The organism is Pseudomonas sp. P1.31, from assembly GCF_001269815.1.
Classification (GTDB): domain Bacteria; phylum Pseudomonadota; class Gammaproteobacteria; order Pseudomonadales; family Pseudomonadaceae; genus Aquipseudomonas; species Aquipseudomonas rustica.
The window spans coordinates 12,711-36,224 of sequence record NZ_LHVN01000014.1 but is presented as its reverse complement, the minus strand read 5'-3'; the positions used below and the strand labels follow the sequence as shown (position 1 = coordinate 36,224).

Annotated in this window: 21 protein-coding genes; 15 read left to right on the top strand and 6 right to left on the bottom strand. The window is 59.5% G+C overall.

The genetic code is table 11. The features are described from left to right. Window positions 1-131: 131 nt before the first annotated feature. The gene (locus tag AD669_RS10075; RefSeq protein WP_053119245.1) at window positions 132-911 is read right to left on the bottom strand and encodes an ABC transporter substrate-binding protein; all 780 of its coding nucleotides are present in this window, start codon (window positions 909-911) and stop codon (window positions 132-134) included. A gap of 340 nt (window positions 912-1,251) precedes the next feature. Further along, window positions 1,252-1,680: a rhodanese-like domain-containing protein gene (locus tag AD669_RS10070; RefSeq protein ID WP_053119243.1), complete on the bottom strand. Its 429-nt coding sequence runs from the start codon at window positions 1,678-1,680 to the stop codon at window positions 1,252-1,254. A 101-nt stretch (window positions 1,681-1,781) separates the two neighbouring features. On the opposite strand from AD669_RS10070, the gene ftrA reads away from it, so the two are divergent. Beyond that, the gene (ftrA, locus tag AD669_RS10065) at window positions 1,782-2,756 is read left to right on the top strand and encodes a transcriptional regulator FtrA (RefSeq protein ID WP_053119241.1); all 975 of its coding nucleotides are present in this window, start codon (window positions 1,782-1,784) and stop codon (window positions 2,754-2,756) included. Window positions 2,757-2,866: 110 nt separating this feature from the next. On the opposite strand, the gene cobF is transcribed toward ftrA, so the two are convergent. Beyond that, window positions 2,867-3,622, bottom strand: a complete 756-nt coding sequence (gene cobF / locus AD669_RS10060) for a precorrin-6A synthase (deacetylating) (protein ID WP_053119239.1) — start codon at window positions 3,620-3,622, stop codon at window positions 2,867-2,869. Continuing rightward, the gene (locus AD669_RS10055; protein WP_053119237.1) at window positions 3,622-4,191 is read right to left on the bottom strand and encodes a histidine phosphatase family protein; all 570 of its coding nucleotides are present in this window, start codon (window positions 4,189-4,191) and stop codon (window positions 3,622-3,624) included. Before AD669_RS10055 ends, cobF begins: the two co-directional genes overlap by 1 nt. A 329-nt stretch (window positions 4,192-4,520) precedes the next feature. Between AD669_RS10055 and AD669_RS10050 the strand changes: the two genes are divergently transcribed. The 8 genes from AD669_RS10050 to AD669_RS10015 all read left to right on the top strand — a co-directional run bounded on the left by AD669_RS10050 (window position 4,521) and on the right by AD669_RS10015 (window position 12,993). Then, window positions 4,521-5,375 carry a MurR/RpiR family transcriptional regulator gene (locus tag AD669_RS10050; protein WP_053119235.1) on the top strand — a complete coding sequence of 285 codons (855 nt, stop codon included), beginning with the start codon at window positions 4,521-4,523 and terminating at the stop codon, window positions 5,373-5,375. Window positions 5,376-5,377: 2 nt separating this feature from the next. Continuing rightward, window positions 5,378-6,022, top strand: coding sequence for an isochorismatase family cysteine hydrolase (locus AD669_RS10045; protein ID WP_053119233.1), 645 nt, complete (start codon window positions 5,378-5,380; stop codon window positions 6,020-6,022). Beyond that, window positions 6,019-7,350, top strand: a complete 1,332-nt coding sequence (locus tag AD669_RS10040; RefSeq protein WP_053119231.1) for a glutamine synthetase — start codon at window positions 6,019-6,021, stop codon at window positions 7,348-7,350. Before AD669_RS10045 ends, AD669_RS10040 begins: the two co-directional genes overlap by 4 nt. Then, window positions 7,334-8,086, top strand: coding sequence for an N-formylglutamate amidohydrolase (locus AD669_RS10035; protein ID WP_053119229.1), 753 nt, complete (start codon window positions 7,334-7,336; stop codon window positions 8,084-8,086). The genes AD669_RS10040 and AD669_RS10035 overlap by 17 nt, the downstream gene beginning before the upstream one ends. A 79-nt stretch (window positions 8,087-8,165) precedes the next feature. Continuing rightward, entirely contained in the window at window positions 8,166-9,515 is a 1,350-nt protein-coding gene (locus tag AD669_RS10030) for an APC family permease (protein WP_053119227.1), read from the top strand. Between the two features lie 118 nt (window positions 9,516-9,633). Further along, on the top strand, window positions 9,634-10,650 hold the full coding sequence (locus AD669_RS10025) for an arginine N-succinyltransferase (RefSeq protein ID WP_053119225.1): 1,017 nt from the start codon (window positions 9,634-9,636) through the stop codon (window positions 10,648-10,650). 34 nt (window positions 10,651-10,684) lie between these two features. Next, window positions 10,685-11,719: an arginine N-succinyltransferase gene (astA, locus tag AD669_RS10020; RefSeq protein ID WP_053119223.1), complete on the top strand. Its 1,035-nt coding sequence runs from the start codon at window positions 10,685-10,687 to the stop codon at window positions 11,717-11,719. A 404-nt stretch (window positions 11,720-12,123) separates the two neighbouring features. Further along, window positions 12,124-12,993 (top strand): oxaloacetate decarboxylase, encoded by an 870-nt coding sequence (locus AD669_RS10015; protein ID WP_053119221.1) that lies wholly within the window; start codon window positions 12,124-12,126, stop codon window positions 12,991-12,993. A gap of 170 nt (window positions 12,994-13,163) precedes the next feature. On the opposite strand, the gene AD669_RS10010 is transcribed toward AD669_RS10015, so the two are convergent. After that, window positions 13,164-14,237 carry a diguanylate cyclase gene (locus AD669_RS10010; protein ID WP_053119219.1) on the bottom strand — a complete coding sequence of 358 codons (1,074 nt, stop codon included), beginning with the start codon at window positions 14,235-14,237 and terminating at the stop codon, window positions 13,164-13,166. A 272-nt stretch (window positions 14,238-14,509) separates the two neighbouring features. Here AD669_RS10010 and AD669_RS10005 point away from each other — a divergent pair, with 272 nt between their 5' ends. The 6 genes from AD669_RS10005 (at window position 14,510) to AD669_RS09980 (ending at window position 22,375) form a co-directional block, all read left to right on the top strand. After that, window positions 14,510-15,964 carry an NAD(P)/FAD-dependent oxidoreductase gene (locus AD669_RS10005; RefSeq protein WP_053119217.1) on the top strand — a complete coding sequence of 485 codons (1,455 nt, stop codon included), beginning with the start codon at window positions 14,510-14,512 and terminating at the stop codon, window positions 15,962-15,964. Between the two features lie 21 nt (window positions 15,965-15,985). Beyond that, a complete protein-coding gene (locus AD669_RS10000; RefSeq protein ID WP_053119215.1) occupies window positions 15,986-16,912 on the top strand; it encodes an alpha/beta fold hydrolase in 927 nt (308 codons plus the stop codon). A 226-nt stretch (window positions 16,913-17,138) separates the two neighbouring features. Further along, window positions 17,139-18,638, top strand: coding sequence for a glycolate oxidase subunit GlcD (gene glcD / locus AD669_RS09995; protein WP_053119213.1), 1,500 nt, complete (start codon window positions 17,139-17,141; stop codon window positions 18,636-18,638). Next, the gene (glcE, locus tag AD669_RS09990; RefSeq protein WP_053119211.1) at window positions 18,638-19,678 is read left to right on the top strand and encodes a glycolate oxidase subunit GlcE; all 1,041 of its coding nucleotides are present in this window, start codon (window positions 18,638-18,640) and stop codon (window positions 19,676-19,678) included. The genes glcD and glcE overlap by 1 nt, the downstream gene beginning before the upstream one ends. Before the next feature lie 2 nt (window positions 19,679-19,680). After that, a complete protein-coding gene (glcF, locus tag AD669_RS09985) occupies window positions 19,681-20,901 on the top strand; it encodes a glycolate oxidase subunit GlcF (RefSeq protein WP_053119209.1) in 1,221 nt (406 codons plus the stop codon). Between the two features lie 88 nt (window positions 20,902-20,989). Next, window positions 20,990-22,375: a VOC family protein gene (locus tag AD669_RS09980; protein ID WP_053119207.1), complete on the top strand. Its 1,386-nt coding sequence runs from the start codon at window positions 20,990-20,992 to the stop codon at window positions 22,373-22,375. Window positions 22,376-22,467: 92 nt separating this feature from the next. Here AD669_RS09980 and AD669_RS09975 read toward each other — a convergent pair whose 3' ends face one another. After that, the gene (locus tag AD669_RS09975; protein WP_053119204.1) at window positions 22,468-23,145 is read right to left on the bottom strand and encodes a type 1 glutamine amidotransferase domain-containing protein; all 678 of its coding nucleotides are present in this window, start codon (window positions 23,143-23,145) and stop codon (window positions 22,468-22,470) included. Window positions 23,146-23,514: the final 369 nt, after the last annotated feature.

The following is a 23,514-nucleotide window of genomic DNA, read 5'->3' as shown; positions in this document are numbered from 1 at the left end:
CACTCAAAAACAAGATCAAAAGATCGCAGCCTGCGGCAGCTCCTACATTAGAAATGTGTGGTGCAGGATAAATCATGGGCGCAAAAAAAGTGGCCACCGCGCAAACGGGGCCACTTTTTTCTTACGGCGTATTAATGACCGTAAACATCAAAGTCGAAGTACTTGTCCTGGACTTTCTTGTACTCGCCATTGGCGCGGATTTCGGTGATGGCTTTGTTGAATTGCTCAGCCAGGGCGGTATCGCCCTTGCGCACGGCAATGCCAGCGCCGCCGCCGAAGTACTTGGCGTCTTCGTAGGTCGGGCCAACGAATTCAAAACCTTTGCCGGCATCGGTTTTCAGGAAACCGTCGCTGAGGTTGACCGAGTCGGCCAGCATGGCGTCGAGACGACCAGAAACGATGTCGAGGTTGGCTTCCTGCTGCGAGCCGTAACGCACCAGGTCGATCCCGGCCGGCACCAGCACTTCAGTGGCGTAACGGTCATGAGTACTGGCACGCAGCACGCCGACTTTCTTGCCTTTGAGCTCAGTTAGAGGGTCTTTGACGCCGGAGCCTTCCTTCATCACGAAGCGGGCCGGGGTGTGGTAGTACTTGATGGTGAAATCGACGTTCTTCTTGCGGTCGTCGGTGATGGTCATCGACGACAGAATCGCGTCGATCTTCTTCACTTTCAGCGCCGGGATCAGGCCATCGAACTCTTGCTCAACCCAGGTACATTTGACTTTCATCTGCGCGCACAGCGCATCGCCGATATCCACGTCGAAACCGGTGAGTTTGCCGTCAGGGGTTTTCATCGAGAATGGCGGGTAACCGGCTTCGATACCGATGCGGATCGGTTTGGCGTCTTCGGCCACAGCGGTCAGGGACAACATCGACAGTGCCAGGGCACCGAACATCACTAGCTTCTTCATTTATAACTCCTGTGTGCGGAGGCTTTTATTGGCAGCTTTCGATTCAGCGTTCGGTCATGGCCATTTAGCAGCAAAAACCGAAGAGGCCGGCAGTCTATGGCGGCGCGCACAGGGTAAATTGTGTTTAAGCGACAAATATTTACAGAAGATCGGCGAGTCGATTGACCGAGGTCAAAGGCTGCGCCGTCGTGGTGCGGAGGCTGTAGGACAAGTCCTTTTTCAGAGCAGAAAACTCACAAATTCCCTGTAGGAGCTGCCGCAGGCTGCGATCTTTTGATCTGGTTTTTTTAGAAGCAAGATCAAAAGATCGCAGCCTTCGGCAGCTCCTACACTGGATGATTCAGCAGGCGCAGTTGATGGGGGTGTTGGCGGGGTGCGCCACGCTTAGTGCAAACCCTTCATCCAGCCAACCCGTCACGCCGCCGATCATTTCCTTGACCGGATAACCCAACGCCGCCAGTTTCACCGCGGCCTTATTGGCGCCGTTGCAATGCGGGCCGGCGCAATACACCACAAACAATGTGTTGCTCGGGTAGCCCGCCAAACCTTGAGCCGTCAGCAGCCGTGTCGGAATGTTGATCGCGCCCGGCACATGCCCGCGCTCAAAAGCCAGCGGCCCGCGCACATCGACCAGCACAAAATCGATCTCCCCCGCCTCTTGGCTGCTGAACACGTCGGAACAATCGGTTTCGAAGGTCAGACGGTTGCTGAAGTGCATCAAGGCAATCGCCGACGGTGCGGCAGGAATGTCGCGAACCAGGCTGGTCATGGGTATTGCTCCTACGTCTGATGGGGTGTGAACAGACTTTATCGAGCCGGCGCAAGTCGCTACAGTGGCGCACAAGACACTCACCGGGAATTTTCCGCCAAATGCCTACTTCACCAGGACTGGTCGCGATTCTGGCCTACGACGGCCTCTGTACCTTCGAGTTCGGCATCGCCGTGGAGATTTTCGGACTGGCGCGGCCGGAGTTCGATTTCCCGTGGTACGAACACGCGATTGCCGCCGTCGATCAAGGCCCGATGCGCGCAATGGGCGGAATTCAAGTGCTGGCCGATGGTGGCCTGGAGCTACTCGCCGAGGCGCGCACCATCATCATTCCCGGTTGGCGCGACCGCAATGCAGCGGTGCCGCCGCCCCTGATCGAGGCGTTGCGTCAGGCTCACGCGCGCGGTGCACGACTGCTGTCGATCTGCTCTGGCGTGTTTGTGCTGGCGGCCACTGGCTTGCTCGACGGCCACGGCGCCACCACGCATTGGCGCTACACCACGGAACTGGCGCAGCGCTTTCCGGCGATCGACGTCGACCCGGATGTGCTTTACGTCGACTCCGGCCAGTTGATCACTTCGGCGGGCAGTGCAGCGGGAATCGATGCCTGCCTGCATCTAGTGGCACGGGACTTTGGTACTCAGGTCGCCAATTCGGTGGCAAGAAGACTGGTGATGTCGCCGCAGCGCACCGGCGGTCAGGCGCAATTCATTCCAACGCCGGTCAGCGCAACGCCGCGCAATGATTTGTCACGGGTGATGCAATGGGCGCGCGAGCGTTTGCATGAGCCGCTGGAAGTGCGTGATCTGGCCAGCCAAGCGGCGATGAGTGAGCGCACGTTTCTGCGGCGTTTTACCGAGGCCAGTGGGCAGTCGCCGAAGGCGTGGTTGCAGCATGAACGGCTGGCGCGGGCGCGGGAGTTGCTTGAGAGTACGCAGCACAATACCGATCAGATTGCGTTGCGCTGCGGGTATCGCTCGGTGGAGAGCTTTCGGGTGGCGTTTCGCAGCGTGGTCGGGGTGCCGCCGTCGGTGTATCGGGAGCGGTTTGGGCGTGGGGTCAATGCCAGTTCTTGAGGTGTTTTTGAATATGCCTTCGCGGGCAAGCCTTGCTCCTACAAGGGATCGCGGTGATCCTTGTAGGAGCAAGGCTTGCTCGCGAAGAGGCCCGCCCGACCAGCGAAGACCTAAGGCTTGCGTAACAAATAGGTATCCATAATCCACCCATGCTCAGCCCGCGCCGCCTTGCGCACGCGCTCTATCTCGTCAGCCACTTCCCCCAACTTGCCGCTGATCAAAATCTCATCCGGCGTGCCCAGGTAGGCGCCCCAATATATCTGCGTCTGCGGATCCGCCACATGATGGTAGGAATCTTCCGCGTCGAGCATCACCACCAGACTGTCAGTGTCACTCACCTTCCCCGCCGCCAAACGCCGGCCCGTGGTGATTTCGATGGAGCGCCCGATGGTGTTCAACGGCACTTTGTGCTGCGCCGCCAGCGCCTGAACGCTGGTGATCCCCGGAATCACCTCAAACTCGAACTCGCAGCGGCCCTCGGCCAGAATCGATTGCAGAATACGCACGGTGCTGTCGTACAACGCCGGGTCGCCCCAGACGAGGAAACCGCCACATTGGCCGTCGGATAATTCTTCGTTGATCATCCGCTCGAAGGTCTGCTGCTTGGCCTGGTTCAAATCCACCACTGCCGAGGTGTAATCTACGTCGCCGCGCTCGCGTTCCGGGCAATGCGCTTCGGCGAAGCGATAGTCGGGATCGGTGATATAGCGATCGCAGATCTCCCGGCGCAGGTCGATCAGCTTGTCCTTGCTCTGGCCCTTGTCCATCAGGAAGAACACGTCGACCTGATTCAGCGCTTTCACCGCTTGCATGGTGATGTAGTCGGGATTGCCGGCGCCGATGCCGATGACCAATAGTTGTTTCATCAAAATCTTTCCTCAAGGTCGATACCCGGCAAACGCAAACGCCAGATACCGTTAAATCGTAATTCGACCGCCGCCAGCGGTTCGACGTCTATCGCGTTGAAGGCTGCGCCCTGCACCACCTGCATCAGCGCCGCGCGCACGATGTAGGGGTGAGTCACCGCGACGATATGGCCATGCGTCGCCTTCAATTCGTCCAGCCATTTCGCCATGCGCACAGAGACCTCAACCACCGATTCGCCGCCATGCGGTGCGGCACTCGGGTCTGCCAGCCAGGTTTGCAGCGCTTCGCCTTCCTTATGTTGCAGCTCCTTGATCGACTGACCGTGCCAGCGACCCCAATCGCAATCGCGCAGTGCCTCGTCGATCTGCGCGTTTGCGCCAAACCACGCAGCGGTCTGTTGTGTACGCAATTCCGGGCCACACAGCACACGGGACGTCGTGGCATATCTATCAGCCAGCAAGTCGGACGCCGCCAGCGGATTTTCAACAGGCTCGTTTGTAGGAAAACACGCCAATTTCTGTGCGACGGTTCGAGCATGGCAAATCAGAGTCAACCGGGTGGTTTGCACAGGGAATCACTCACTCGCAGGGTCTGAAATGGACTAATGCAATCTTCGCGGGCGGCAATTGTGCCGTAAACAGGGGCTTAGCGGGCAACTCGCTGTTCAGGCATTGATGATCCGCGTCAGCAAATATCGGTAATGTCTGACACAACAATGGGCAATGGACTACAAGCCCAGTCGACCACCGCGTAGACCCTGTTACACGGGCGTTTCGTAGCTGTTTCACAGCTTGGCCAACCCACGAAAAATTCGCTAGACATGTAACCTCAGTTACATAAATACTGTTTTGGCGAATTGTGAAGCAAATTCGACAAACCCATCCAGCAGGAGCCCGGATGCCCCCTCTCAGAGACCTGATCACCGATCCCGGCCTGGATCTTACGCCGTCGGAGCGCAAAGTCGTTCGCGCCTTGCTCGATCAGTACCCGCGCAATGGTCTGGGGCCGATGGCACGTCTGGCCGATCATGCCGGCGTCAGTGATCCGACCATCGTCCGTCTGGTGAAAAAACTCGGGTTTGGCAGTTACGCCGAATTCCAAGATGCCCTTCTCAGCGACATGGATCATCGCCTGCGCTCACCGCGCACGCTGTTGCAGCCTCGCGCACAGCAAAACAAGGACGACGCCTGGAGCCATTACCTGGCCGACAGTCATCGTTTGCTGGTCGAAACCCAATCGCTGATCCAACCCGAAGACGTGCGCATCCTGACCGACTGGCTGCTCGACGCGCGGCATCAGGTGTATTGCTTTGGCGGCCGTTTCAGCAGCCTGATGGCGACTTACCTGCTCAATCACTTGCGTTTGCTGCGCCCCGGCTGCTTTGCGCTGGAAGACAACGCGCAATTGCCCGACAGGCTGTTCGACCTGCAACGTCAGGACGTCGTCCTGCTGTTCGACTATCGCCGCTATCAGACGCAAGCGCTGCGCGTGGCCACCGCCGCGAAAACCAACAACGCGCGGGTGGTGCTGTTCACCGACATTTATGCCTCGCCGCTGCGCGAACTGGCCGACTTGATCATCAGCGCCCCGGTCGAATCAGCCTCGCCGTTCGACACCATGGTGCCGGCGCTGGCCCAGGTCGAGGCGCTGATCGCCTGCCTGACCTTGCGCACTGACAACCTCGCCGATCGCCTGGACGGCATCGACGCTTTGCGCAACGACTTCGCCACCCACTTGCTGGAGGATAAATAAGGATGTTCAGCCTTCCCCACCGCTCGCCGCGGGACTTGCCGTTTGTCACCGACCACACCGCGCTGTTGCTGGTGGACATGCAGCGTGCCTGGCTCGAACCGCAGTTCGATCCGCACCTCAACGATCCGGACGCCGAGTACTTCCTGACCCGTACGCATATGCAGGTGGTGCCCAATCAACGGCGCTTGCTCAGTGCCTTTCGCGAAGCGCGGCAGAACGTGCTGCACACTATTATCGAAAGCCTCACCGCCGATGGTCGCGACCGTTCGCTCGACCACAAACTTTCGGACATGCACCTGCCCAAGGGCAGCGTGCAAGCGAAAATCATCGAAGACCTGACGCCGATAGAAAACGAAATCGTTCTGCCGAAAACTTCGTCCGGCGTGTTCAACTCGACCAACATCGACTACGTGCTGCGCAACCTCGAAACCCGTCACCTGATCATCGCCGGCATCGTCACCGACCAATGTGTCGACATGGCCGTGCGCGATGCTGCCGATCGCGGTTATCTGGTCACGCTGGTCGAAGACGCCTGCGCCACTTACAGCGCCGAACGGCACAACGCCTGCCTGAACGCGATCAAAGGTTACTGCTGGATCACCGACACCCAAACCGTACTCGGCCGGTTGCAGGAGATGCAGCCATGAGTGCGCGCCTGACGCCGCTGCCGATGACCACCATCGTCACCACTGACTTGATCGGCATCACCCGTGGCCGCTCGTTTCCCACCGATGAGCTTGAGCATTATCAAGCGGCGGGTTGCGGCTGGGTGCCGGCCAACAGTGCGTTGACGCCACAGGACGTTATCGCCTCGACCAATCCATGGGGCGCTTATGGCGACTTGCGGCTGATCCCGGATCTGAGCAGCCGCGTCACCGTCAGCAATGGCCCGGACGCGAGTGCGCCAGCGCTGGACTTCATTCACGGCGATATCCGCGAAACCGATGGCCGCCCGTGGGGCGCCTGCCCACGCACGCTGCTGCGCGATGAAATCGAACGTTATCGCGATGAGTTGGGCTTGCAGGTCAACGCCGCGTTTGAACACGAATTCAACCTTCACGCAGGTGTAGCCGAACACTTGGCGTTCTCCCTCGAAGCCCAGCGTCAGGGGGCCGAATTCGGTGGCTGGTTGCTTAGCGCCCTGCGTGCTGGCGGCGTCGAGCCGGAAATGTTCCTGCCCGAATACGGCAAGCATCAATACGAAATCACCTGCCGTCCGACGCTCGGCGTAGCGGCCGCAGACCGCGCGGTCAACGTTCGCGAGATCACCCGGGAGATCGCCCGGCAAATGGGCCTCGACTTGAGTTTCGCGCCGAAAACTGCGGCGGAAGCGGTGTGCAACGGTGTGCATCTGCATGTCAGCCTGCTCGATCTGGGCGGCCAGCCGATGCTGTACGACGCTGGTACCAGCAACGGTCTGTCGAGCATCGGTCAGCATTGGGCCGCAGGAATCCTGCACTGCTTGCCAGCGCTGTGTGCGTTCACCGCGCCAACGCCGGTTTCGTATGAGCGTTTGCAGCCACATCACTGGAGCGCGTCCTATGCCTGCCTCGGCCAGCAAAATCGGGAAGCGGCGTTGCGCATCTGCCCGACCGTGACTCTCGGCGGCAAATCCGTGGCCCACCAGTTCAACCTCGAATTCCGCGCCATGGACGCCACTGCCTCGCCGCATCTGGCCATGGCCGCCTTACTGATCGCCGGACGCTTGGGCATCGAGCAGCGTCTGGCGCTGAACGCGATCACCGACGAAATTCCCGATTCACTCAACGATGAGCAACGCAAGGCTCGGGGCATTGTTGCCCTGCCCGCCTCGCTGGGCCAGGCACTGGATTGCCTGCGCGACAGTGCAGCCTTCAACGAATGGCTGCCCAAGCCGTTGCTCGACACGTACCACGCCCTTAAAACCGAGGAACTGGCGCTGACGGAACAGCTCTCGCCCGCTGACCTGTGTGAGCACTATGCACGCCTGTACTGAATCCGCCGAGCTGGGGTTGTTTACCCGACCGGTCTACAACCTGAGCCGCGCCGACTCGACGCATGCTTTGATTCTGGTGTGCGAGCACGCCAGCCGCTACATCCCCGAAGCCCTGAACAATCTGGGCCTGGATGATGCCGCCGCACGTGAACACATCGCCTGGGACATTGGCGCACTGCAACTGGCCGAGCAACTGTCGGAACAACTGGGCGCAACGCTGTTGAGCGCAAACTATTCACGGTTGCTGATCGACCTGAATCGCCCACGCCATGCGCCGGACAGCATTCCGGCACAGAGCGAGATTTATCAGATTCCGGGTAACCGCAAGCTGGACGAAGCCACGCGCGAATACCGGCGTCAGACACTGTTCAAGCCGTTTCATGCGCGTTTGCAGACGCTGATCGATGAACGCGTTGCACAAGGACAACCGGTGCGCGTGGTGGGGATCCACAGTTTCACCCCGGTGTATTACGGCCAGCCACGACCACTGGAAATCGGCGTGCTGTTCGGTCAAGCAAAGGAGTACGCGCAACGTCTGCTCGATGGCCTCGGCGAACATCCGCTGAAAGTCGCGGGCAATCAGCCGTACAAGATTGATCCACTGGGTGACATGACCGTGCCCGTACACGGCGATGCGCGAGGCCTCGACTCGGTGCTGATCGAGGTGCGCAACGATTTGCTGCGCAGCCCCGAAGCCGTATCGCGCTGGGCCGGATACCTCGCGCCATTGCTGTAACGAAAGACCGCTGAAGCTGTAAACGATGGACCGACATAACAACTAAAACGACCGATTGGCTGACAAGGAGTTGCGCTTCATGGAAATTGAAGAATTCGGCTACAAGCAAGAGTTGAAACGGAGCCTGACGCTCACCGACCTGGTGGTGTACGGGATGATCTTCATGATCCCCATCGCCCCGTTCGGCGTGTACGGCTACGTTAACGCCGAGGCACCGGGGATGGTGCCGCTGGCGTACATCATTGGCATGGTGGCAATGCTGTTCACCGCGCTGAGCTACGGCAGCATGGCCAAGGCTTTTCCGATTGCCGGCTCGGTGTATTCCTACGCGCAACGCGGCCTCAATCAACACGTCGGCTTCATCGCGGGCTGGCTGATGCTGCTCGACTATCTACTGATTCCACCGCTGCTGTATGTGTACGCGGCGATGGCGCTCAATCATTTGTATCCGGACATTCCGAAAGTCGGCTTCATTTTGGCGTTCCTGGTCAGCGCGACGTTCGTCAACCTGCGCGGCATCACTTTCACGGCGCGGATGAACATCATTTTTCTGCTGGCACAGTTGGTCGTGCTGGGCATTTTCCTGTTCTACGCGTGGACGGCCCTGCACAACGGTGGCGGTAATGGCGAGCTGACCCTGGCGCCGCTGTACAACCCGGAAACCTTCAACTTCGCCCTGCTGATGCAAGCGGTATCGATTGCCGTGCTGTCGTTCCTCGGCTTCGACGCGATCTCGACGCTCGCCGAGGAAATCAAAGATGATCCGGGCAAAAGCGTCGGCAAAGCCGCACTGATCACGCTGATCGTGATGGGGGTGATTTTCGTCGCGCAAACCTGGATTGCCACCGATCTGGCAGCCGGCATGGGCTTCAAATCCGCCGACACCGCATTCTATGAAATCGCCGAAATCGCCGCTGGCAGCTGGCTGGCAACCGTCACCGGCGTAGCGACTGCATTGGCGTGGGGCGTTGCTGTAGCGATCACCTCGCAAGCCGCCGTGTCGCGTCTGCTGTTTGGCATGGCCCGCGACGGCAAACTGCCGAAAGTGCTAGCCAAGGTGCACCCGAAACACAACACGCCGTACCTGAGTATCTATCTCGTCGCGGTGCTGTCGCTGCTGATCTGCTACCTGTTCATCAATTCGGTCGACACCCTGACCTCGCTGGTCAACTTCGGCGCACTCAGCGGTTTCATGCTGCTGCACCTGACGGTGATCAATTACTACTGGCGTCGGCAGAAATCCGGCCAGGTTATCCGCCACCTGATCTGCCCGGTGATCGGCTTCATCATCGTCGCGGCCATCATGTACAACATGGGCGTCGATGCACAAAAACTCGGCATGATCTGGATCGCGCTGGGGCTGGTGTACCTGTTCTTTCTCAACAAGCTCGGCGCCAGCACCGCACTGCCCGATCCGAGCAATGGCTGACATAAAAAAGGGCGGCGTCTGACAACAAATCAGGCGACCGCTGATTTCGCGCGTGGAAACCGACAGTGATAGTCAGGTTCGGCGAATTCGCCGAATCTTTTGATACAGGAGTACATCCATGCTGGTCTTACGCCCAGTCGAGATAACCGACCTGCCTCAGTTGCAACAATTGGCCCGCGACAGTCTGGTGGGCGTGACCTCCCTGCCGGATGACAGCGAACGGTTGCGCGAGAAAATCGCCGCGTCCTGTGCGTCGTTCGAGCGCGATGCGAGCGCGCACGGCCCGGAGAATTACTTTTTCGTGCTCGAAGATATGGATAACCGGCGCCTCGTCGGTTGCTCCGAGATTGTCTCGACGGCGGGTTTTGATGAACCGTTCTACAGCCTGCGCAACCGTCACTTCACCAGTGCCTCGCGCGAGCTGAACATCGAACACGGCGTGCCGGCGTTGTCGCTATGCCACGACCTCAACGATCACACCTTGCTGCGCGGTTTCCACATCGACGCGGCGCTGGAGCGCACGCCATTTTCTGAATTGCTCTCGCGAGCGCGTTTGCTGTTTATCGCCGCTCATTCGCAACGTTTTGCCGAGGCAGTGATTACCGAAATCGTCGGTTACAGCGATGCGGACGGCAACTCGCCATTCTGGGATGCACTGGGCAAGCATTTTTTCGACTTGCCCTACGTTGAAGCCGAGCGCCTGTGCGGGTTGCAGAGCCGGCGCTTTCTCGCCGAACTGATGCCGCAATACCCGATTTACGTGCCGATGCTGCCGTTGGCGGCGCAGGAATGTATCGGTCGCGTCCACCCGGACGGTCAGGAAGCCTTCGACATTCTTCAGCGCGAAGGCTTCGAAACCAACAGCTACATCGACCTGTTCGACGCTGGCCCGACGCTGTATGCGCGCACAGTGAACATTCGCTCGATCACCCATAGCCAGACCGCTCAAGTCCATTCGCAACCACAGATCGATGCGCGTGGCCGTTATCTGCTGAGCAATGACGCGCTGCACGGTTACCGCGCGATTGTCGCCGAACTGGATTATCAGCCAGGGCAACCGCTGGCCCTCACCCCGGCCCTGTGCGCCGCATTGAACGTGAGCGAAGGCAGCCCGATCCGGCTGATTGCCCTGTGAACCGCCCCAACAGGCGCGTAAAAGGAGTTACCGCATGATTGTCCGCCCGGTCAAAGTCAGCGACCTGCCTGCGTTGATGACGCTGGTTCAACAGGCCGGCCCGGGGTTCACCACCCTGCCGGCCAACGAAGATCGCCTGGCGCACCGGGTGCGCTGGGCGCAACGTGCGTTCACCGAACAGGTGGAACGCGCCGACGCCGACTATCTGTTCGTGCTCGAAGACGATGACCAGCGGGTGATCGGCGTCAGCGCGATGTCGGGCGCGGTCGGTTTGCGCGAGCCCTGGTACAACTATCGCGTTGGTTTGACTGTGAGTTCGGCACCGGATCTGGGGATTCAGCGGCAGATTCCGACGCTGTTCCTCAACAACGAACTGACCGGGCAATCGGAGCTGTGTTCGCTGTTCCTGCGCCATGATCAGCGCACCGGCAGCAATGGACGACTGTTGTCGTTGGGGCGTTTGCTGTTCGTCGCCGAGTTTCCGCATCTGTTTGGCGAAAGGATGATCGCCGAACTACGCGGCAGCGCTGATGAGCAGGGTTGTTCGCCGTTCTGGGACAGTTTGGGGCGACACTTTTTCCAGATGGATTTCACCCATGCCGACCACTTGTCCGGACTGGGCAACAAATCGTTCATCGCCGAACTGATGCCGCGTCAGCCGTTGTACACCTGCCTGCTCACCGAACAGGCGCAGGCTGCAATCGGTCAGGCGCACCCGAATACCGAGCCGGCGCTGAAGATTCTTCAAGCCGAAGGATTTGCGCACAAAGGTTACATCGACATTTTTGACGGCGGCCCGGTGATTGAGGCGCCGATCCGCAACATCCGCACCGTGCGCGACAGCCTGGAACTGACCTTGAGCCTTGGCACGCCAGATGAGCAGGCGCCGTTGTGGCTGATCCACAACCGTCGTCTGGAAAACTGCCGCATCACCGTCGCCCGCGGTCGCCGCGTCGGCAGCAGCCTGGTGGTTGATCGCCTGACGGCGCAACGTTTGCAGCTGCAACCGGGCAATTCGGTACGCGCGGTGATGCTGCCGAATCAACAGCAGCAGGCTGTGGCTGCTTAACCCCTCACTGCTTTCGAGTGGGTATGAAGATCACCTGTACGCAGGAGATCCCTGTGGCGAGGGGATTTATCCCCGTTGGGCTGCGAAGCGGCCCCAAAACCAGCCACCTCTTTTCCCCTGATGTACCGCATTTACCGGATTTTGCGACTGCTTCGCAGCCGATCGGGGATAAATCCCCTCGCCACAGTTATCTCCACTCCTCAAAAATCTCCTCACTTCAGAAATTGCCTGAGCACAGACAAATCCCCTGCCCACAGGTGATACCTTTCAGCAAACGGCTCCCCGCCTGACCAGCCGCGCAAATTCGTCATGATCCTTGACCCATTCGCGTGATAGCCTTTTAAACCTTCGGCGTTGACACATTTGCTCAAGCCTTTCCATTCCTTTGTATTGGTGGAACTCGTATGTCCAGGCTTTCTCATCAAGATTTGCGCCGTAACTTCCGTCAGTTGCTGGCCTCCGACACTTGCTACCACACAGCATCGGTGTTCGACCCGATGTCGGCCCGTATCGCCGCTGACCTGGGTTTTGAAGTGGGGATTCTCGGTGGTTCCGTGGCCTCGTTGCAGGTGCTCGGTGCCCCTGACTTTGCCCTGATCACCCTCAGCGAGTTCGCCGAACAGGCCACCCGTATCGGCCGCGTCGCGCAATTGCCGGTAATCGCCGACGCCGACCACGGCTACGGCAATGCCCTCAACGTGATGCGCACCATCGTTGAACTGGAACGCGCCGGCGTCGCCGCCCTGACCATCGAAGACACCTTGCTGCCCGCGCAATTCGGCCGTAAATCCACCGACCTGATCACCGTCGCCGAAGGCGTCGGCAAGATCCGCGCGGCACTGGAAGCCCGGGTCGACACGGAAATGGCGATCATCGCGCGCACCAACGCCGGCATCCTGCCCAACCAGGAAATCATCAGCCGCACCAAGCAATACCAAGCGGCGGGCGCTGACGGCATCTGCATGGTTGGCATTCAAGACTTCGATCAACTGGAACAGATCGCCGAACACCTGACCGTGCCGCTGATGCTGGTCACCTACGGCAACCCGGCGCTGCGCGACGACAAGCGTCTGGCCGAGCTCGGCGTGCGCGTGACCATCGACGGTCATGGCGCGTACTTTGCGGCAATCAAAGCGACGTACGACAGCCTGCGCGAACAGCGGCAGATTTTCACTCAGGCATCGGATCTGAGCGCGACCGAATTGACGCACACCTATACCCAGCCTGAGGAATACATCCTGTGGGCAAAGGAATACATGAGTGTCAAAGAGTAAAGCGCTGGGTCGGCTGGCCCCTTCGCGAGCAGGCTCGCTCCCACATTGGAATGCGGTCAACTGTAGGAGTGAGCCTGCTCGCGAAGGCGGCGTGTCAGGCACAATTTGAGCGTCTGACCCACCGCATTCGCGAGCAAGCCCGCTCCCACAAGGGTAATGCGCTGCAGCTATCAGACCGAATCAAGCAACTCGTGTCGCGGTTTGCTATCGCAATTGCAGATCACCCGATTGCGCCCGCCCGCCTTCGCTTCATACAGCGCCTGATCGGCATCATTGAGCCAACGGGTCGCATCGGCATGCGCGGGGTCGTACGCTGCCAGACCAATACTCAAACTGACCTTCAGCGCCGGATTCTGCTCATAAACCATCGTGGCAAAACGCTCGCGCAACGCCTCCATTGCCTGCGCGGCATTGAACAGCGGCAAGTCCGGAAGAATCACACAGAACTCATCACCCCCATAACGCCCGGCGACATCAGTGGAGCGCAGGTTCTGCTTGAGCATTTTGCTCAACTGCCGCAACACAATATCCCCCGCCACATGGCCGTAGGTGTCGTTGATCGACTTGAAATGATCGATATCGATCAAGGCAATCGCCGCGCCCTGAGTTTGCCGCTTGCAACGTTGAAACATGCTGTCCAGTTGATCCTTCCAGGCGCCGTGATTGAGCAGCCCGGTGAGGCTGTCGGTGCGGCTCAGGGCCAGCAATTCGCGTTTGTGCTGCCCCAGCGTGTAGGCCTGACGGAAACAGATCCAGCCCAACGCCAGCGGATACAGCATCAGCAGCGGCAAGCAGGCGTAAAGTTGTGTGGGAGAAGTGACCGCAACAAATGCCGGGGCAAACACCACAAGACCAACGCCAACCCCGAGAATCTGCGCCGCCAGGCCCGCCAGCAGAAAACGCACCCCGCCGATGGCGACGTTGTTCATGGCCATCATCGAAACGGTGGTGGCGCTGGGCAGCGGATTGAAATGCATCGCCGCGACCCAAAAGCCGCCGAAAAAGGCATCGATCAATAAATTACGGTGTTCCGCGTGATACGGCGTGGGTGAGCGTCGCGCCCATTGAAACGCCAGATGCGGCCAGACGGCCCCGTTGATCAACATCACCGCCCACACCCAGGCCGACGGATCAAGCGGATACATCGCCACACTGACGCAAACAAGCCCCAGCGCCAGCCCAATGGTGCGCGATGTATAAAGCCTCCTGGCCAATGAAAGTCCTTTTCCCCCGGTGTTTCCCATAAGGGCCTCGATGACTCGACGGAACCTGCGCACAGCATTGAATAGATGTGCTGGGAGTCTATCAGGGCAACGTTAAATAGCCATCACCGGCCAGCGGCCACAAAACGGCAACAACACACTCCCGTAGGAGCTGCGGCACGCTGCGATCTTTTGATCCTGGCTCTGACAATCAAAAGATCGCAGCCTCGTTTCACTCGACAGCTCCTACAGGCCGAATATTTGGCTATACATGAAAGGAGCAAAACGGAAAAACAACTATAAGAAGGAGGCCCATGCGCAGTTATCAAGTGTTGATCATCGGCAGCGGTTTTGGCGGCCAGTGCGCGGCGGTCAATTTGCTCAAGGCCGGGATCGACGATTTTCGCATGCTGGAGCGACGCGATTTTTTCGGCGGCACTTGGTGCCAGAACACCTACCCCGGCGCAGCGGTGGATGTGCCGTCGCCGCTGTATTCCCTGTCGTTTGCACCGTATCGCTGGTCGCAGATGTTTGCCGGGCAAGCGGAATTACAGCGTTACACCGAACACGTGATCGACCAATTCAACCTCCGCGAGCACGTGGAACTGCAGGCCAATGTCGAGCGTGTCGAGTGGGATGAGCTGGAAAAACGCTGGACGGTTTACACCAGCGACAAAGGTATTTACTACGCGCAGTTTCTGATCAACGCCTCTGGCCCGCTGAGCCAACCGGTGATCCCACACTTTGCGGGGCAGGATCGCTTTCAGGGCAAGACATTTCATACAAATAATTGGGATCACGACTACGACTATCGCGGTAAACGCGTCGCCATCATTGGCAGCGGTGCGAGCGCGGCGCAGGTGATTCCGGCGATTGCTCCGGAGGTCGAGCAACTACACGTTTTCCAGCGCACGCCGCACTGGGTATTACCCCGCGCGGATCGCGTTTTCGGGCCGTTTCAACGTTGGCTGCTCGGCCTCACACCCGCCTACAAGCTGCTGAGATGGCTGATCTACTGGCAATTCGAAACCCGGGTCATCGCTTTCAAATACTCGAAACCGGCGATTCATCTGGTGCAGAAGCAAGCTCTCAAGTTTCTCAAACGCCAGGTGCCTGACCCGGCGCTGCGCGAAAAACTCACGCCCGACTTCACCATCGGTTGCAAACGGGTGTTGGTCTCCAGCACCTATTACCCGGCGCTGACTCGCCCCAACGTGACGCTGCACAGCCGCGAACATGGCATCGCCTCAATCGATGAAAGCGGAATCAACACGGTTGATGGCCAGCACATCGACGTGGATCTGATCGTCTGGTCGACCGGTTACGACGCCACCGACGGTGTTATTTCCTACCCCGTCAGCGGCAAAAACGCTGTGCAACTCAGAGATGTCTGGGCCGAATATCCCCGCGCATACCTCGGCACCAGCCTGCCGGACTTTCCCAACCTGTTTATCGTCACTGGGCCGAACACCGGCATTGGCCATACATCGGCGCTGTTCATCATCGAATCGCAGATGAACTACATCATCGACTGCATAAGAACGCTCAAAACCAAAGGTTTGCGCAGCATCGAAGTGCGCCCCGAAGCGGAACGTACCTACACTGAGATGATCCATCGGGAGATGGAGCGCACGGTCTGGAAGTCCGGCGGCTGCCACAGTTGGTATCAAAGCAAGAGCGGTCATGTGATCGCGATGTTTCCCGGCTTCAGTTTCAGCTATTACCGGTTGACCCGGGCGCTGAAACCGGCCGACCACATTCTGTCCTGAACACGTAAAAGGAAGACGTCGATGCTTTTGCTGTTTGTCGCCCTCGCAGTATTCGTGGCCTGGAGCTGGTTGAGTTACCCGGCGGTCGGCCATTGGTTGTACGACCTGAACATGGCCATCGAGGCCAAGTTGTACAAGTTGCACAAAATCGAAGTGCCGATCGCCGAGATGACGGTGTCGACCTGGCAGGGCGGGCCTTATGAAGCGTCCAGCGCGATCCTGATGTTGCACGGCTACAGCGCCGACAAGAATTTGTGGCTGCGCTTCGCCCGGCATTTTGTCCGGCAGTATCGAGTGATCATTCCGGACTTGGCGGGCCATGGCGAAACCGGCTTCAAGGCTGGCGGCGGTTATGACATTCCGCTGCAAGCCAAACGCATGATTCAGTTGCTGGACGTCTGCGGCGTGGAGAAAGTCCATGTGATCGGCAACTCGATGGGCGGCTACATTGCGGCGTGGCTGGCGGCGACGTACCCGGATCGCATCGCCTCGGTGGCCTTGATCGACCCGGCCGGCGTCACGGCACCGCAGGCCAGCGACATGGAGCGGCACTTGGCGCGCGGGCATAACCCGTTTCTGATCAATTCTCGCGAAGAGTTCAAAAACTTCTACGCGATGACCATGGAATCGCCGCCGTGGGTGCCGAAACTGGTGCTCGACGCGATCGCTCAGCGCTACGAACAAAATCGCGATGACCTCGAAGAAATCTTTCGCGACTTCCGCGCCAGCCCGCCGATGGAACCGAAACTCGCTGACATCAAATGCCCGGCGCTGCTGCTCTGGGGACGCAAGGATCGCTTGATCGACGTCAGCAGCGTGCCGGTCTGGAGCAAGGGCATCGCCAATTTGCGCGTGGACGTGTGGGATAACGTCGGGCACATGCCGATGGTCGAACAGCCGTCGAATACCGCGCGGTTGTATCGGGAGTTTTTGGGTAATCAACGATGACCCCACTCTCAGCAACACTGACTACTTTTGTGGTGAGGGGATTTATCCCCGATGGGCTGCGCAGCGGCCCCAATCCATTGAATGCGGTCTGTCTGACGCAACTGGATGACAGAACTGGCGCTGCTGCGCAGCCCATCGGGGATGAATCCCCTCGCCACAATAGATCCCCTTACCGCCAAAAATATCAATCCTCAAAAGAGTTGAGGCTGGCAGAGGGTTGGGTGAAATGAACATCCTCTACGACGAACGCCTCGACGGCGCGCTGCCGGACGTTAATAAAGTCCAACTGTTGAAAACCCTGCAACAAGCCATCCCCGATCTCGACATTTTGTGGCGCGAAGAAGAACTCAAACCCTACGAATGCGACGGCCTCTCCGCCTACCGCACCACACCCATGCTGGTCGCCCTGCCCCGGCGAATCGAGCAAGTGCAAACCCTGCTCAAACTCTGCCACCAAAACAACGTCCCGGTGGTCGCTCGCGGCGCCGGCACCGGCTTATCCGGCGGCGCCCTGCCGCTGGAAAAAGGCCTGCTGCTGGTGATGGCACGCTTCAACAACATCCTGCACATTGACCCCGCCGCCCGTATCGCGCGGGTTCAACCCGGGGTGCGCAATCTGGCGATTTCCCAGGCCGCTGCGCCGTTCGGTTTGTATTACGCGCCGGATCCATCCTCGCAAATCGCCTGTTCCATCGGCGGCAACGTCGCCGAAAACGCTGGCGGCGTGCATTGCCTCAAATACGGCCTGACTGTGCACAACCTGCTGAAAATCGAAGTGCTGACCATCGAAGGCGAACGCCTGACCCTTGGCTCCGACGCCCTCGACTCGCCAGGTTTCGACCTGCTCGCGCTGTTCACCGGCTCCGAAGGTTTGCTCGGGATCATCACCGAAGTCACGGTCAAACTGCTGCCCAAACCGCAAGTGGCGAAAGTGCTGCTGGCCAGTTTCGATTCGGTGGAAAAGGCTGGCCGCGCGGTCGCTGAAATCATCGCGGCGGGGATCATTCCCGGTGGCCTGGAAATGATGGACAACCTCGCCATCCGCGCCGCCGAAGACTTTATCCACGCCGGTTATCCGGTGGATGCCGAGGCGATTCTGCTGTGTGAACTCGACGGTGTCGAAGCCGACGTCCACGACGATTGCCAACGAGTGCGCGAGGTCATGAATCTGGCTGGCGCCACCGAAGTGCGCCAGGCCCGCGACGAGGCTGAGCGCGTGCGTTTCTGGGCCGGCCGCAAAAATGCCTTCCCGGCCATCGGTCGGCTGTCACCCGATTACTACTGCATGGACGGCACCATCCCGCGCCGCGAATTGCCCGGCGTTTTGCAAGGCATCGCCCGCCTCGGCGAAGAATACGGCTTGCGCGTGGCCAACGTGTTCCATGCCGGCGATGGCAACATGCACCCGCTGATCCTGTTCGACGCCAACCAACCCGGCGAACTGCATCGCGCCGAAGCCTTGGGCGGAAAGATCCTCGAACTGTGCGTACAGGTCGGCGGCAGCATCACCGGCGAACACGGTGTCGGTCGCGAGAAAATCAATCAAATGTGCGCGCAATTCAACAGCGACGAACTGAGCCTGTTTCACGCGGTAAAAGCCGCGTTCGACCCGAAAGGCCTGCTCAACCCCGGCAAAAACATTCCGACTCTGCACCGCTGCGCCGAATTCGGTGCGATGCACATTCATGCCGGGCAACTGCCCTTCCCCGAACTGGAGCGTTTCTGATGGCTGACGTCGACGCCTTGCTCGATCAGGTCAACGAAGCGCGGGCCAATGCCACACCGCTGAAAATCCAGGGTGGCAACAGCAAGGCGTTTCTCGGTCGCGAGGTGGCCGGTGAAGTGCTCGACACTCGCGCGCATCGCGGCATCGTGGCTTACGATCCCACCGAACTGGTGATCACTGCGCGCGCCGGCACGCCGTTGTCCGAACTACTCGCGACGCTGGATGAAAACGGGCAAATGCTGCCATGCGACCCGCCGTCGTTCGCCGACAGCGCCACGGTTGGCGGAATGATCGCGACAGGATTGTCCGGGCCTCGGCGACCGTGGTCGGGTTCAGTGCGGGATTTCGTGCTTGGCACGCGCGTTATCACCGGCCTCGGTCAGCATGTGCGTTTCGGCGGTGAAGTGATGAAAAACGTTGCCGGATATGACCTGTCGCGGCTGATGGCCGGCAGTTTCGGCTGCCTCGGCGTGCTCACCGAGGTCTCGCTGAAAGTCCTGCCCAAACCCCGCCAATGCCTGAGCATTCGCCTCGATATCGACTGTGCGCGGGCGCTGGCCAAACTGGCCGAGTGGGGCCAGCAACCGTTGCCGATCAGCGCTGCGTGTCACGATGGCGAAAGTCTTTATTTGCGTCTTGAGGGCGGCGAAGGCTCGGTGACGGCGGCGCATCAACGCCTCGGTGGCGAGGCGTTGGACTCCGTGTTCTGGCGGAATTTAAATGAACAGCGCCTGAGCTTTTTCGACGAAGGCCAACCGTTGTGGCGCCTGTCGCTACCAAACAATCTCGGGCCGCTGGACTTGCCCGGCGAGCAACTGATCGACTGGGCCGGCGCGCAACGCTGGCTGAAATCCTCCAGCGCCGACATTCATGCCCTCGCCCAGTCACTCGGTGGCCATGCGACCTGCTTCACCCATGGTGCCAGCGAATCACCGTTTCAGCCTTTGCCTGCGACATTGCTGCGCTACCACCGCCAGCTCAAAGCGCAACTTGACCCGCAAGGGCTGTTCAACCCCGGGCGGATGTACGCGGAGTTCTAGCCATGCAAACCACCCTCAGCGAACAATCGCGACAGTTGCCCCGCGCCGCCGAGGCGGAAAAAATCCTGCGCACCTGTGTGCATTGCGGTTTCTGTAACGCGACGTGCCCGACCTATCAATTGCTCGGCGACGAACTCGACGGCCCGCGCGGGCGCATCTACCTGATCAAGCAGGTGCTCGAGGGCGCGCCGCCAACCGCGCAGACACAACTGCATCTGGATCGCTGCCTGTCGTGCCGCAACTGCGAAACCACCTGCCCGTCCGGCGTCGACTATCACAACTTGCTCGACATCGGCCGCGCGGTGGTCGACGGCGCGGTGCCGCGCCCGGCCGCACAACGTCTATTGCGCGAAGGCCTACGCGCATTGGCGCCGAATCCGCGACTGTTCAAAGGACTGCTGCGAGTGGGCACAACGTTTCGCCCGCTGCTGCCGCGCTTGCTTGAGAGCAAACTGCCGCAGCATCTGTTGGTCAACGGTTCGCGCCCTGCCCCTCGGCATGCTCGCCGTGTGTTGTTGCTCGAAGGCTGCGTGCAACCGGGTTTGTCGCCGAACACCAACGACGCGACGGCGCGGGTGCTGGATCGCTTGGGCATCAGCGTCACGCCGGTGGCCGAGGCCGGTTGTTGCGGTGCGCTGGATTATCACCTCGACGCCCAAGCCAAAGGCCTCGCCCGCGCCCGACAGAACATCGACGCGTGGTGGCCACATCTGCAAAACGGCGCCGAAGCAATTGTGCAAACGGCCAGCGGCTGCGGCGCGTTCATCAAGGATTACGGGCATTTGCTCGCGGACGATCCGGGCTACGCGGCGAAAGCGCAGCGCATCAGCGAAATGACTTTGGATCTGGTGCAGATCCTCGCCGAGCAACCGCTGGAGCAAGTGTGCGCCGCCAGCGAACGACGCATCGCCGTGCATTGCCCGTGCACCTTGCAGCACGCGTTGAAACTCGGCGGCACCGTGGAAGCAGTCTTGTCCCGCATCGGTTTCAACCTCACCGCTGTCCCCGATGGCCATTTGTGCTGCGGTTCAGCAGGGACTTACTCATTGACCCAACCGGTGCTGGCCCGGCAACTGCGCGACAACCGCCTCAATGCGCTGGAGAGCGGCCGTCCTGAGCTGATCGTCACCTCAAACATTGGCTGCCAAAGCCACTTGGCCAGCGCCGGCCGCACGCCAGTCATGCACTGGATCGAACTGGTGGATCAGTCGTTGGCAGAATGAAGTTCGTAGGATTCTTCGTTTGCCGACGTAGGCGAAGGCTGCGATCTTTTCATCTATCCAATACGTGACCGTGGCAGGAATTTTTTTCATGACCGTGCAGCCGTTCGTCAGCCCCGACCTGATCCGCCAACGCTTCTCCAAAGCGATGTCCGACATGTACCGAGAAGAAGTGCCGCTGTACGGCGCGCTGATGGAATTGGTCGAACAGACTAATCGCAGCGTTCTTGACCGGGACACGCAAATTGCCCGGCAACTGGAAAGTACCGGCGAAATCGAACGGCTGGACATGGAACGTCACGGCGCCATTCGCGTCGGTACCGCGACCGAACTGGCCACCCTCGCCCGCCTGTTTGCGGTGATGGGCATGCAACCGGTGGGTTATTACGATCTGACGCCGGCGGGTGTGCCGGTGCATTCCACGGCGTTTCGCGCGGTGCATGAGGATTCGCTGCAAGTCAGCCCGTTCAGGGTCTTCACGTCGTTGCTGCGACTGGAGTTGATCAAAGACCCCGAGCTGCGCACCTTCGCTGAATCCGTGCTGGCCAAGCGTTCGATCTTTACGCCTACAGCGTTGCGTCTGATTTCCCAGGCAGAAACGACTGGCGGACTGACGGAAAGCGAAGCGCAGGAATTCGTCCTACAGGCATTGGAGACCTTTCGCTGGCATCACAGCGCAACGGTCACCGCCGCGCAGTACCAGACGCTCAGCGCTCAACATCGATTGATCGCCGACGTGGTCGCCTTCAAAGGCCCGCACATCAACCATCTGACCCCGCGCACGCTGGACATCGACCGTGTGCAAGAGCAAATGCCCACCCATGGCATCACCCCGAAAGCCGTGATCGAAGGCCCGCCGCGCCGGCAGTGCCCGATCCTGCTGCGCCAGACCAGTTTCAAAGCGCTGGATGAGCCAATCGCCTTTACCGACCAGGACGAAATCCGAGGCAGCCACAGCGCGCGTTTCGGCGAAATCGAACAGCGCGGTGCAGCACTCACACCCAAGGGTCGCGCCCTGTATGACTTACTGTTGAATGCTGCTCGCGATGAACTGGGGGACTTCCCCAACGAAGCCAACGCCGCACACTACAACGCGCTGATGACTCAGCACTTTGGCGAATTTCCTGACAGCGTCGAGGGCATGCGCGAACAAGAGCTGGCGTATTTTCGCTATTTCGTTACGGAAAAGGGACTGGCGGCGGGAGGACTTGGCGACGCGTCACTGGAGCAATTACTGCGCGATGGCTACATGAAAGCAGAACCGCTGGTGTACGAAGATTTCCTGCCGGTTAGCGCTGCGGGGATTTTTCAGTCGAACCTTGGCGATGCCGCGCAAACGCACTATGGCGAGCATTCCAACCGACAAGCGTTCGAACAGGCACTGGGCCGCTCGACCATCGACGAGTTGGGCTTATATGCCGAAACCCAAAAGCGCTCAATTGATGAGAGCCTGGCCGCACTTTCGGGTAACCGCTGAAAAGATCGCAGCCTGCGGCAGCTCCTACATTAGGGTGTGGATTCCCCTGTAGGAGCTGCCGAAGGCTGCGATCTTTTGATCTTAAAAAAACCTCAGCGCAATCTCGAAAGCAGCGCAAACGCCGTCTCTTCCGAAGAAGCCGGATTCTGTCCCGTTAGCAACAACCCATCCTCACGGGTATAAACCGACCAATCCGGCCCTTTCGAAAAAATCCCGCCCTTGGCCTTCAACTCATCTTCAACCAAAAACGGCACCACATTCGTCAACTGCACCGCCTCTTCCTCACTGTTGGTAAACCCGGTCACCTGCTTACCCTTGACCAGCGGTTTACCGTCAGGCCCCTTGGCATGACGCAACACGCCCGGCGCATGACACACCGCCGCCACCGGTTTGCCCGCGTTATAAAACGCCTCGATCAACGCGATGGAATGACGATCCTCGGCCAAATCCCACAGCGGCCCATGACCGCCCGGGTAAAACACCGCATCGAAATCCGCCGCTTTCACAGAATCCAGTTTCACCGTCGAAGCCAACGCCGACTGCGCCGCAGAATCCTTGCGAAATCGCCCGGTCGCTTCAGTCTGCGCGTCCGGCTCGTCGCTCTTGGGATCCAGCGGCGGCTGACCGCCCTTGGGCGAGGCCAGTGTCAGCTGCGCGCCGGCATCCTTGAACACGTAATACGGGGCAGCGAACTCCTCCAGCCAAAAGCCGGTTTTCTTGCCGGTGTCGCCCAATTGATCGTGGGAGGTCAGAACCATCAGAATTTTCATGTCGTTCGGTCTCACTCGGTTTGAGGAATTTTCAGACGCAGGTCTGCGGGTGTGAGTGATTGACCCTCAGTAACGCAGGATCGTTTCAAATGAGCGGGTGATGGCATCAGGCCTTGATGCGCAAGAAGTTGCGCACTTGTTGATGATCCGCGGCCATCAATCCCGCTACACACCAGAGGCGACAAGGGCTTCAGGCGAGTGCGCAAGAAGTTGCGCACCACTGCGCAACTTCTTGCGCACATTCGCCATGAATCACCGTAAGTCATCCTGAATTCAGCTCTGCGCGTTAGCGAACTCCCCGGTTTCACTGGCTCTGAAACCTGTTGGCACGCTCCTTGATAACTGTCAGGCACCCACCGGGCGTTTTCG